At 34.3% G+C, this 13,020-nt stretch carries 9 protein-coding genes; 4 read left to right on the forward strand and 5 right to left on the reverse strand.

The window, feature by feature from the left end; all coding sequences use genetic code 11:
* Positions 1 to 90: 90 nt before the first annotated feature.
* From PB01_RS00750 to PB01_RS00760, 3 genes are read right to left on the reverse strand one after another with little or no spacing between them, the layout of a single operon-like run.
* On the reverse strand, positions 91 to 2,949 hold the full coding sequence (locus PB01_RS00750) for an ATP-binding protein (RefSeq protein WP_151698407.1): 2,859 nt from the start codon (positions 2,947 to 2,949) through the stop codon (positions 91 to 93).
* Entirely contained in the window at positions 2,936 to 3,307 is a 372-nt protein-coding gene (locus PB01_RS00755) for a response regulator transcription factor (RefSeq protein ID WP_151698408.1), read from the reverse strand. Before PB01_RS00755 ends, PB01_RS00750 begins: the two co-directional genes overlap by 14 nt.
* Positions 3,308 to 3,346: 39 nt before the next feature.
* The gene (locus tag PB01_RS00760; protein ID WP_225986125.1) at positions 3,347 to 4,963 is read right to left on the reverse strand and encodes a diguanylate cyclase; all 1,617 of its coding nucleotides are present in this window, start codon (positions 4,961 to 4,963) and stop codon (positions 3,347 to 3,349) included.
* A 405-nt stretch (positions 4,964 to 5,368) separates the two neighbouring features.
* Between PB01_RS00760 and PB01_RS00765 the strand changes: the two genes are divergently transcribed.
* The 4 genes from PB01_RS00765 to PB01_RS00780 all read left to right on the forward strand — a co-directional run bounded on the left by PB01_RS00765 (position 5,369) and on the right by PB01_RS00780 (position 10,125).
* Entirely contained in the window at positions 5,369 to 6,016 is a 648-nt protein-coding gene (locus PB01_RS00765) for a GntR family transcriptional regulator (RefSeq protein ID WP_151698410.1), read from the forward strand.
* A 204-nt stretch (positions 6,017 to 6,220) separates the two neighbouring features.
* Positions 6,221 to 7,336, forward strand: a complete 1,116-nt coding sequence (locus tag PB01_RS00770; protein WP_151698411.1) for a M20 metallopeptidase family protein — start codon at positions 6,221 to 6,223, stop codon at positions 7,334 to 7,336.
* 37 nt (positions 7,337 to 7,373) lie between these two features.
* A complete protein-coding gene (locus PB01_RS00775) occupies positions 7,374 to 8,786 on the forward strand; it encodes a YfcC family protein (RefSeq protein WP_151698412.1) in 1,413 nt (470 codons plus the stop codon).
* A gap of 115 nt (positions 8,787 to 8,901) precedes the next feature.
* Entirely contained in the window at positions 8,902 to 10,125 is a 1,224-nt protein-coding gene (locus PB01_RS00780; protein ID WP_151698413.1) for a M20 metallopeptidase family protein, read from the forward strand.
* Between the two features lie 458 nt (positions 10,126 to 10,583).
* On the opposite strand, the gene PB01_RS00785 is transcribed toward PB01_RS00780, so the two are convergent.
* Both PB01_RS00785 and PB01_RS00790 read right to left on the reverse strand, forming a co-directional pair.
* Complete coding sequence (locus tag PB01_RS00785) at positions 10,584 to 11,354, reverse strand: SDR family NAD(P)-dependent oxidoreductase (RefSeq protein ID WP_192797419.1); 771 nt, start codon at positions 11,352 to 11,354, stop codon at positions 10,584 to 10,586.
* 26 nt (positions 11,355 to 11,380) lie between these two features.
* The gene (locus PB01_RS00790) at positions 11,381 to 12,790 is read right to left on the reverse strand and encodes an SLC13 family permease (RefSeq protein WP_151698415.1); all 1,410 of its coding nucleotides are present in this window, start codon (positions 12,788 to 12,790) and stop codon (positions 11,381 to 11,383) included.
* Positions 12,791 to 13,020 lie beyond the last annotated feature (230 nt).

The following is a 13,020-nucleotide window of genomic DNA, read 5'->3' on the forward strand; positions in this document are numbered from 1 at the left end:
TGGATAAACTTTCCGCAAATAAAACTACTGCCTTAACCTCTAACATCTTCAGTACATGACTATAGATAGTGTAAATCATAAATCTAATTTTTAATGAGGTACCATAATCTGTCCGTTTCTTTCATTAGTCAAAAGGGTGTGCATAATTAGCTTAGATAATTGGTCAGGTCTGTACGGTTTAATTAAGTAATCTTGTGCTCCTAACGAAAGCCCTCGTTCTTTTTCATCCAACGCAGTTGAAATAAAGATTGGGATGTTTTTTAGTTTTTCATCTTCTTTCATTTCTTTCATAATTGTCCATCCATCCATTTCATCTGCAAGCATAATGTCTAAAACAAGTGCGTCAGGAGTCTTACTTTTCATTTGTGCTAACGCTTCTTGACCGTTCTTATAGTAGCTCACATGAAAACCATTATCTTGCAATTCATGGTTTACTAGTTCGGCAAGGCTTAAATCATCTTCAATGACCATAATTGTGTAATTAAGCATAGGAGTAGCCCCATCTTCATTTACTTTATTAGTGCTCATTGTAATCCGTGAGAAGTTCGTGCTAAATGTACTACCTTTGCCATTCTTAGAACTTACGGAAATCTTACCTCCATGTACTTCCACAATCTCTTTTACGATAGCAAGCCCAAGACCTGTACCGCCAATTTTTCGTCGGTCGGAATTGTCTATCCGATAAAACTTTTGAAATAAATTAGGTATTTCTTCTTCTGGGATTCCAAGTCCTTCATCTTTTACATCAATAGAAACTATATCCTCGTTACCATATATACGTATTGAAATATTTCCTCCTTCTGGAGAATATTTAATCGCATTACTTAATAAGTTTGTAAACACCTGTTCAATTTTATTTTTGTCCCCAAGTATAGTAGCATTCTCTAATTCTACTGTAAGGGTTGTCTTGTGTAATGAAGTGTTAATTTCTTGTAGCTCGATAACATTTTGAACAATCGATATTACGTCGATATATTTCTTTTCATAATTTTGTTTGCCTGATTCCATTCTTTGAATATCAAGAAAATCATTTATTAAGGAAGTTAACCTTATAGTTTCATTATAAATAGTTTGAGTATATTTTGCTTTTCGTTCCGGCTTTAATTCTTTTGTTAACAACAATTCTGTGAAGCCAAGAATACTAGCTAAAGGTGTTCTTAATTCATGACTAACTGTACTGACAAATTCTGACTTCATGTTAGCTATTTCGTACTCTTTTGTAATATCACGATGGACTAGTAACGTTCCAATGTGTTCATTACAATCTTTAATTGTTTTACAATAAACTCTAATGACTTGTTTGTTGTCGGTCTTCCTGTAAATAAATGAATGTTCTTGATCAGGAGAAAGAAATGCAGAGTCTATTAAATCATTTAAAAGCTGAATAAACTCGTAGTCTTGGATTTGTTCTGCCATGACACCGCTCCAATGTTCCCAAGAAAGTCCTATCATATGTTCGGGGGTATCTTGCCATTCAAATATTCCGCAAAGTTGATTGTTAACTTGTAAAACTTTTCGATCAGCATCTATTAACTGTATACCCTCTTGAACCGTGTTTAAGATGTCTTGATTTAACCGGCGATCATCCTCGGACTGTTCAAATAACATAATTTTTTCAAGGTAAATAGCAATTTGTCTAGCGAATATTTCATATTCAATTAGTTCATTATTTGAATAAGAATCACCATATCTTGAAAACACCATAACAGCTTCTATTTGAGAAGAAGAAACAACAGGTAAATATAAGTCAAAGCTATAATTGACAGATTCATGGTAGCCTTTCTCCGTAGAATCTTGAACCCGTTTTACCGTAAATGGCTGTTTTTCATCAGTTAACCGTTGAATCAGACCGTCGTTCAAATTATTCCTAAATTGATCAACACCAAAAATAGAAATCCCATAGGAAGCGAAGACATCATCGTGAATGGTGTAAATTATACCTTTGTCTGATTTAGTTATTTTACACATATTTTCAACGATACTTTTAAGAAACTCCTTTTTATCAAGAGAGGAGGATATTATTTTTATTAACTCATTCCACCGTGTAAGTTTTTCTTCATTATTTGTTACAATACTTAGTGTTGTTTGAAGTTCAATCTGCTGCGCTAGAAGCTCATCTTGTTGGGCAATTAGTTCTTCGTTAGAGGCCATCAAGTCTTGTTCTTTCTCCCGAATACTGTTAATCATCTTTTGGAAGGCAATTGATAAGGTACCGAGCTCATCTTTTCTGTTATCATTTACTTTTAAGACCGCATCTCTACCTGCAGCAATTTCATTGGCAGAAAAGGTAAATTCGGAAAGAGGCTTTCCGATGTTATTAAAAATTCTACGAACTATAAGGAGTGATAGAATTAGAGTTAAAATAAAAAAGACAATTACACTGCTTTGAATGATTGATTGTTTTTTCGCTAAATCATCTGAACTATCAGCAAGTTGTTCCTTTAGTAGTGAAATAAATGATTTAGTTTGCTCCAGAAACTCTTCAACCTGAAAATTGGCTTTAATATCCCGAAGTTCAATACTAGGATTTTCACTTTTTTCATACTCACTCATAATTAGTGGTAGTAATGTACTGAAATAATAAGATATAAAATTATCGATATCTTGATAGATTAACATTTCATTCTCGGTTCCAATCAATGGACCAAGTTCAGTAAGGTTTTGTTTAAGCTCACGCTCAAACTTTAGTGGTTCTTCCATATTTGTCGTGAATTTAAAAGCGATAGAGTCCGTCATTATTAAAACGTCGGAATTAAATTGGTTATAGATATCATTAACTATTTGCAGTTTTTTTTCAATATTACTACGTTTTTGAACATAATCATCATGCATTTTATGCTGAGAATAAAATAGAAGACCGCAACCCACGGCAAAAAAGAGAAGACAAATTCCCATTAATGCTAAAACTTTGCGTGATAACGAACTATTAATATAATTAACTATTTTCATTAAGGATATCCTCAACTAATTCTAAAAGCTTTAATGGACTAAATGGTTTGGCCATAAAATAATCGGCCCCTGTTTCCATAATCTGTTTTTGTTCATACGCCTGACTTTTTGCTGAAAGTATTAGAATTTTCGTATGCTCGTTTGTTTCAGCACTCCGTATTTTCTCAACAACTTCAAGTCCTGTATAAACAGGCATCATGTAGTCTAAAATGACTAAATCATAGTGATTATTTTGCAAAAAATCCATTGCGTCACCACCGTCAACCGCTTCATCAACCTTATAGTTTTCGTCTTCTAACGTATCTACAATAAGCATTCGGAGAACTTCTTCATCCTCCGCCAATAAAATCTGTTTCAATGTTTACCACCTCATTAATGTTCTTCTCGTGTAATTAACTTATTTTAGCATATTTAGTATTCGTTCAATTCTTACTTGTAGGTCAGTTACATTAAACGGTTTTGTTACATAATCATCCGCACCTAGTCTTAAAGCGCGTTCTATTTCATCTTGGCTCTTTCTTCCAGTGAGCATCAGCACCTTGTACCTATGTGCATTTTTTTCTTGTTTGACTTTTTGAAGGACCTCTAAACCATCCATGACTGGCATGACGCCATCCAGAATTAAGAAATGGTTGACATCTTCTTTCGCGTGTTCTGAATTTAAAAAGGATGGACCATTCTCAAATAACTTAATGTTTAAATGGATGTTATCAATGGTTATAGATTCTAACATTTGACTCAATAATGTCCGAATGATGGTATCATCATCGACAATTGAAATATTGAGCGTGGCTTTTTGGTATACATTAGATGTCATCTGTAAACATTCAACTCTAGATCTTCCAAGGTGTTTTGCGTGATACAACGAACTATCGGCCTCTTTGAAAGCTTCTGTAAGTGTAACGAATTCATCCTTTACGGTATATATTCCTGCTGAAAATGTAACAGAAAAGCTACTTTCCTTATGGGTATATTCGATTTGAGAGAAACCTTTAATTAATTTAGTTAGGAGCCTGTTTACATCCCCACTTGTGGTTTTTGGAAAGACTATGACAAATTCTTCTCCTCCATACCGATAAATCGTATCCATACTGCGAATATTCCGTTTTATATATTGAGCAAAATCTCTAAGAACTTGATCGCCCATTAGATGACCATATGTATCATTAATTTTTTTGAAAAAGTCAATATCAATAATACTAATTGAAAATGGCTCGTTTGTTCGTTTAAAATCCAGGAAAAAACGTTGCAAATTGTCCATAAGGAATTTTCTGTTATAAACTTGTGTTAGTTCATCAATCAAAACGAATTGATCGAAAATTTTCTTTCGTTGTAAATGCCGATCAACTTTAGCAACAAATTCTTCCATATCAATTGGCTTTTTGAAAAAGTCATCTGCACCCATTTGATAAGCTCGTATTCGTGTTTCCTTGTTGTTTTTAATACTAATCATAATGGTCGGGATAAAGTATTTTTCACTATCATTTTGAATCTCTTGAAGAACTTGAAAGCCGTCTTTCTGTGGCAATTGAATATCAAGAATAAGGCAATCAGGTTTCATTTCGAAGTACTGTTTCACTGCACTTTCAGGATTTGTATTAGTTATTACCATCCAGCCTTTTGTTTCTAATACATCTTTAAGGAGAATTAGCATGGAAACATCATCATCTATTATTTGAATCAAAGGAGCTTTTAAATTTAGAACTTTATTATTAAGACTAGCTAAATTACCGGAGTTCTCATGTTTATATATAAGCGTAATTAAAGGATATAGAAAATTATTTAATTCAATTTCCGTCCATTTTTTCTTCTCTTCGTTTTCCAATTTAGATAATAACTCTGAAGAAATTTGCATAAGGTCATCCAATTGTAGTGTTCCGGAAGTCCCTTTTATAGAGTGAAGGAAACGGTATAAATCCTCAGCTAAAACTGTTTCTTCTTTTAAAGATAACCATTCCGTCAACTTATTTTTAATAGTTTGGAATAAATGGTTTTTGTATTTTTGAAGATCCACTAATATCCCCCTTACCAAAACATGTAGTCTATCGCTGTAGTAAACTTCTAATACTTTTTGTTTGGTTTAAAAATAAGACTATTATACTGTAACAAAATTTGTCTTTTTACGTAACATTTATTTGAGATTCCCGCCAATTAACTGCTGTGAAATTAGTTATAAATAATTAGATGTAAAATGCTTCATAGTCAAGTATTTATAAAATCGATTTTTCTTTAATAAATATTTATTAAATGGTGCCAGTTCATAAAAGTGTAATTCTAGGAATGGTACAAATAAGTTAGAGCGTAACTTTTAGGGTTGAGGTACAATATAATTGGATATTTAATTGTTAGAATGTTAAACAGAAAAGTCAGTTTTTTATATAAGGTTATAAGTATATTAAATAATGTATAGGGGTACTTTATGACAGAATATTTATCGTTAAAAGACCATGTTTATAATTATATCGTAGAGCAGATTAACAATGGAAAATTGATTGCTAATAGGAAAGTTAATGAAGTAGCAATTAGTGAAAATTTAAAAGTTAGCAGGACTCCGGTTAGAGAGGCACTAATACAGCTTTCATCAGAGGGGCTATTAGAAAATGTTCCAAGAAAAGGATTCGTGATAAAAAAACTTACAAAGGAAGAAGCGAAAGAAACTTATTTTATAATTGGTGTATTGGATGGTTTAGCTGCTTCACTGTCAGCGGCTCTATTAACAGAGAAACACATGAAAGAAATGGAATTCTATATACAAAGTATTGATCTAGCAATTAATACGGAGAATTTCCAAATGTATCATAAAATGCAGGAAGCATTTCATGATGTCTATCTATCAGTCTGTCCAAACAGAAGTCTCGTAAACCTGCTGTTAAAATCACAAAAGAAATTTTTAAAAACTTTTGATCATTCCGGTCAAAAGGAAGAGGTAAAGAAAAAGCTTTTAGAGACGAATAATGAACATAGAAAGATGTTGGATCTTTTCAAAAGTGGCGATTCAGCAGGATTAGAAAGTTACATGAAAGAAGTGCATTGGAATACAGATAAAATAGAGTTAGTGCCACTGTAAGGATAAAAATAATATTTAAGCGTATGAATAATAATTCTGTTTCACTCGAAACAGGATTATTTTTTATTGTAAAAACTCAAAACATAAAATATAATATACAATATACATTTATCTTATAATTCACTCTTTCAATCTAAGATGAGATTAATCAATCGAAATGAAGAAGTGGTTATATGAACAAGCATAATAAGGGGATGGCATAATATGGAATCAGAAAATTTTGAATTAGCGAAAAAGCTACGACATGAATTACATCAACATCCTGAACTTTCTAACGAGGAAGTATGGACAAAGAAACATTTGATGGATTTCTTGAAAACGCATACAAGCCTTGAAATTGTAGATAAAGGGAATTGGTTCTATGCAATTTATCGTGCAGGCTTAGATAAGCCAAATGTAGCATTCCGTGCAGACTTTGATGCACTTCCTATGGATGAAGTTATCGATCTACCATGGGCTTCTCAGTTTCCTGGAAAAGCACACAAATGTGGTCATGATGGTCACTCAGCTACACTAGCAGGATTTGCACTTGAAATTAATGAAAAGGGTGCAGACAAAAACATTTTTTTCCTCTTCCAACCTGCTGAAGAAACAGGGGATGGTGCAATTCAATGCGTTGATTTTATTAAGGAACACAATATTGATGAGATTTTTGCTTACCATAATATGAGCGGTTTTCCTTATAACTCTGTAGGAATTATCGATGGTACAAGTTTTTGTGCATCTAAAGGGATGACTATACATTTGGAAGGTTCCCCTGCGCATGCAAGTCAGCCAGAAACTGGTATTAATCCTTCTGTAGCAATTGCTAATATTATCAAAGCGATTTCTGAGTTCACATCTCCAGAAATAAATAAAGGTCTTATTCTGTGCACAGTTGTACAAATCGATGTTGGTGAAAGAGCTTTTGGTATTGCTGCATCGAAAGGTGATCTTTGTATGACTATACGTGCGCTTTACGAAGAAGAGTTGGACAAACTTCAAGAAAACCTTGAAAACTTTGCTAAAGCACAAGGAGAAGAACACGGTTTAAAAGTGAGTTTTCAGTATAATGACGAATTCCCTGAAACTGTAAACCATAAAGAAAGCGCTGACAAGATTCGTTTAGTTGCAAAATCAAAAAGTTTTGAACTAGTTGAATTGAAAGAGGCTTTTCGTGGTTCTGAAGACTTTGGTCATTTTACAAAGTTAACGAAGGGTGCGTATTGCTTTATTGGAAACGGAGAAGATTATCCACATGTTCATACAAATGAATATGATTTTCCTGATGAACTCATTAAAACAGGAGTTGAACTTTTCACAGGATTAGCTGAATTGTAATTTTCGCAATTGTTAGAGAAAAATTGGAGGATTTATCATGACATCAAAGAAAAAACAAAAAGGTTTTAATTTCCCCCATGTTTATATTATGTTTATCCTAGTTATGCTACTAGTAGTGGTTTTATCATGGATTGTACCAAGTGGACAGTATGAACGAGTACAAAATCCAGATACGGGGATAACAGAACTGAACACAGAGCATTTTACGTATGTGGATCAGGCAAACCCAATAGGATTTATGGATTTCTTTACAGCCTTACATAACGGGGTTGTTCAATCTGCAGATATTATTGTGATGCTTCTATTTGCAAGCGGAGCTCTTTATATTCTTGAAAAATCAGGAGCAATTGCTGCAGGTATTCATACGTTATTGCGGGTTGCTGAGGGAAAAGAAAAGCTTGTCATAATAGCGTTAATTACAATATTTTCTATATTGGGAACGATTGGTTTTGGTGAAGGAGGAATCCCTTTTATCCCACTAGCAATGGCAGTAGTAATGGGTATGGGATATGACCGAATCACTGGTTTCGCAACTTCGACGATTGGTTTAGCAGTTGGTTTTGCAGCAGGTGCAGTAAACTTCTATACTACTGGTGTTAGTCAAACAATTGTAGGATTGCCAATTTATTCAGGAGTTGGTTTTCGTATTATCTCTCTAGCTATCTTTCTAGTAATCTCTGTTTTGTATATTCTACGTTATGCTAAGAAAACAAAAGCAGACCCAAGTAAGAGTCTTGTAGCTACAGAATATATTGAACAACTAAAAAATGCGAATAAAGCTGAGTATGAAGAAGAAAAGTTTACGATTTCAAGAAAAATTGCATTATTAGGACTAGTTGCAGTTTTAGTAGGCGGTGCATTTGGTGCAATTAAACTCGGTTGGGGAATGCCTGAATTATCAGCAGTATATGTAATCTATGCAGTATTCTTAGTAATTGTTTTAAAAATTAAACCAAGTGATGCAGCTGTAATGTTTGGGACAGGTGCAGCCGTACTTTTACCAACAGGATTAGCGATTGGTTTTGCTAGGTCAGTCATGATTTTGATGAATCAAGCTCAAATTATCGATACAGCTGTACATTCATTATCTGGATTGTTGACCAATACAAGCACAATTATCACTTTATTGGTGCTCTTCTTAGTTGTTATCTTCTTCAATTTCTTTGTCGTTTCAGGCAGTGGAAAAGCAGTAATCTTAATGCCGATTATGGGACCTCTAGGTAAAATACTAGGAATTAACCAACAGGTAATGGTTGTACTTTATCAATTTGGTGATGGATTTACGAATTATTTATGGCCTACCTCTGGTGGGTTAATGGCTGCACTTGGAATGTGTAATGTGGATTATGCTGCTTGGGTAAAATTCTCAGTGAAACTATTTATGTTACTACATTTCGCAGCATTTATCTTAATTATAGTTGCTCATTATATTGGATTAGGACCGTTCTAATAGGTTGTTATTTTTATATGATGAAAAAGACTTACGAGGTTCCTATTAGAATGCTCGTAGGTCTATCTTTATTAACTACTGAACGCATCTAAAAAAATTTAAAGGAGATGTCTATATGACTAGTATTCTTGAAGCTTCAAAAAAGTATGAGGAACAGATTATTAAAGACCGTCGATATCTACACCAAAATCCAGAGATTGGTTTCGAACTTCCAAACACACAAAAATATATTCAACAACGCCTGGATGAAATAGGAATTGAACATCGAACTTGTGGGGTTATACCAACGGAAATTAAAGAAAAGTATACAAAAGCTGGATTTGCACAACAGGAAAATTGTACAGGTGTTGTAGCAACCATTGGCCAAGGGGAGCCTTGTATTCTTCTTCGTGCGGATATGGATGCATTACCAATTCAAGAAGAAGTTGAATCGGAATACAAATCGAAAAATCCAGGTTTAATGCATGCTTGTGGTCATGACTCACATACTGCCATGCTTTTGGGTGCAGCTCAAATTTTGAAGGATTGTGAAGCGGAATTAAAAGGAACCGTTAAATTAATGTTTCAACCCGGGGAAGAATGGGGATACGGTTCGAAGTTAATGATCGATGATGGTTTACTTGAAAATCCTAAAGTGGATACTGCGTTTGGTATTCATATTATGCCAGATCAACAAGCGGGAACATTATCTGTCCATAAAGGCACATTTACACAAGCGATGGATTCATTTATAGTTGAAATTCAAGGCAAAGGTGGTCATAGCTCGCAACCACATAAAACAATTGATCCCAACATGATTATGAATCAACTCTATACAAGTCTAAATCTATTATTGACACGTGAAGCGGCACCAAATGCGAGTGTAACATTTTCTGTAGGTGCAATGAACGGTGGTACTGTTACGAATGTTATTCCAGACAAAGCGATTTTACAAGGAAACATGCGTAGTTATGATCAAGAGACGAGTGACCATTTATGCAAACGTATCCCAGAGATGATTGACCATGTCGTAAAAGCATGGCGTGGAGAATATATTACAACTCAATTCCATTTACCAACGACATATAATAATCCCGAATTCATTGATGAAATTATGCCTTTCCTAGAAGAAGTAATTGGAATAGAGAATGTTTTTGATGATGGAGTTTTGAGCGGCTCAGAAGATTTTTCTTATATCTCACAAGAAGTACCGTCTGCATTTGTTGTATTAGGTACTGGAAAAGTAGGAGAGCCACCAGTTCACAATCCTCAGATGCACCAAAATGAAGAAATCTTTAAGTATGGTGCTGCCTTACATGCAAACGTGGCAATTGAATGGTTAAAACAACAGCAAAAATAATATAAAGAATACTTGAGTTGGGGAATGTCCCCAATTACTACCTTATGTGTAAGGTACCTGTGATCAGGATTGCCGTCCTGCAACTATTCTTTCTATTCACGAACCTCCTTTTTTATAGGGAGGTTTTTTGTTTTCATAAAAATGTTGGTCAATCTTAAATTACTTTGTATCAAAAGGTCAGACCTAATATTACAAATTGGTGTAAGTATAGCATGTACTTATGATTAATACCGAAATTTACCACTAAACAAGGAACCTAAGTCTATTCACGAAGAACTAGCACCAAAGACACTGCCGCGTGCAAAACTTTCAGCAAATAAATCGACTGCTTTTTCTCATTCTTTTAGTACATGACCATAGAACTTATAAATCATTTCAATGGTTTGTACTATATTTTCAAAATCAATTTTTTTCAAAAAAAAAAAACGAGGTTGTGTAAAATCCTCGTTTTTTTAATATTACATTGCTACAGCAGACATACCACCGTCAACAACAAGTTGTGCACCAGTTACATAATTAGAAGCATCTGAAGCAAGGTAAATACATGCTCCAACAAGATCACTTGCACTTCCTAGTCGACCAAGTGGTGTATTCGCCATTACTTTTTTTACAGTTACTTCTTTTTGTATTGGATCTTTTAAGAGACCTGTGTCAATAAAACCTGGGCAAATAGCATTGATATTCAGTCCGTATTGACTTAAATCTGCTGCCATTGTTTTTGTTAACATGAGCACTCCGCCTTTACTTGCATTATAAGGAGCAGTATCGCTAAGTGCCATAAAGCCGCCAACGGATGCCATATTAATAATTTTGCCGTATTTGCGTTTTACCATTTCTTTACTTACTGCACTTGACATTAAAAATTGGCTATTTAAGTTTGTTCCGACTATTTTTTTCCAATCTTCCTCAGTTACATCAAGGAAAGGTATTTTTTTATTGATTCCTGCATTATTGACAAGAATATCGATTTTTCCAAATTTCTCAATGATTTCTTCAATCATAAATTTGATTTTAGAGCTATCTGTTACATCGATACCGTAACAAAGTGATTCGCGGCCTGTTTTATCTAAAATCATTTGAGATGTTTCTTTTAGGTTATCTTCTACTAAGTCAACAAGTACAAGTTGTGCACCAGCCTCAGCTAATCCTACTGCGTAAGCTTGTCCAATCCCTCGTGCACTACCTGTAACAATAGCAATTTTATTTTCAAGTGAAAAAATATCTAACATTCTAATCATCCCTCTCTAATTTGTTATTACATTAATCCGATTAAATACCAATATGGAATTGCGATTAAAGCCAAGAAAAGTAAATTTAATACCATTTGAATTGAAAAGTATTTGAAAAACTGTTTGTACGTCATAAACATGTAACTAAATAATAATAGTGGCAATGTAGATTCATACGGTAACAGTAACTGATATAAGCCGTGAACGAATGAATACGCTAAAGGAAGTGGACTCATTCCTAAGGAACCAGCGAGTTCAGCTAAAGGAATTGCCATTGTCGCTGATGCAGCAAAAGGCGTAAGAACAAAGTTCAGGCCGACAGATAAAAACCATGTTGCAATAACTGTGTAATATTCCCCTCCAAGTGACATGAATGGAGTTATTGAATCAGCGATAAATTCTCCAGCGCCTACTACTTTAGCAACTTGTCCAATTGCCATTGTTGCAGTGATAAAGAAGATCATACCGAAATTCGTTTTCTTCATCGTATTATCATCTGCTAAATTTACGCCTGGAAGGAAGCAAAGGAAGGTCATACCGATGAAAATCCAACCAAGTGCAATACCGTGTAAAGAACTTGTAGCGAGTAGAGCTACGAGCAAAACTAAGATAACTGAAACCTTTTTTTCTTGGAACGAAAAACGACCTAATGCTTTGTACTGTTCTTTAAAATATTCTTTACCCTCAATCGATTTTTCAGGTTTGAATATTTTTGTAATAACGAATGCCATAATGTAGGTCCAGATAATTGTGATTGGGCCATTGTGTAAAATGTATCCTAAAAACGATACACCTTCTTGTCCCATACTTACTAATTGACTATTGAAAACGAGCATTGGCTCGGCTCCCGTTAAGCTAATAAAGGATGCTGTAACAGCGGCATTGTAGGCGCCAAAAAGTAATCCTACCGCACCTTTAGAATGCTTTTCAAACCCGACAGCCTTGATAATCCCAAATGCCATACTTGCGAAGAGTGCTATACGGGCTAAAGAACCGGGGACTAGGAACGCGATGATGAAACCAGATGTAGAAAGTGCGAAAATGATTCCACCATATGAACCACCCCCTCGTAAAATAAACCAATAAGCAAGCCTTTTCATAAGACCCGACTCATCAAGTACTGCTGAAAGAATTAAAGCTCCAAGTACTAAGTATGGAAGATCTTGTGCCCATGGAGCATATACGTCCCCAGGGGTTGCAATTCCACTTAATATGAATGCGACTGGAAGTGCCAAGGCAACAACGATTAAGTTAATAACCTCTAGTGCCCACAGAACTATTGCAATTAAAGTAATAACGAAGAAAATTTTCATATCTTCTGTATAAGATTCTGTTGTTGGTATTAAGTAAACGATAATCGCTGGTATAAATATTAGTAAATATTTTAATAAATTACTTTTTGTTGATTTTTTTTGATCTTGTGTTGCTGCGCCCATTTTTCTTCCTCCTTATCTGATAAAATTGAATTAAAGTAATTTCTTTCTGTGTACATATTTATGCTCTGAAGAAATCTATGGATTAAAATGTTGATCGCTCATAAGTGTATTCAATAGTAAGTAAGCATTGTACATTTCTTGTATATTGCTTCGTAAGTTGTATTAAGCAATTGCCTGTCATAGATTAAAGATTCAAAACAGCATAGTGAGAAATTACTGTCCATCACGTT

The organism is Psychrobacillus glaciei (assembly GCF_008973485.1).
Lineage (GTDB): Bacteria > Bacillota > Bacilli > Bacillales_A > Planococcaceae > Psychrobacillus > Psychrobacillus glaciei.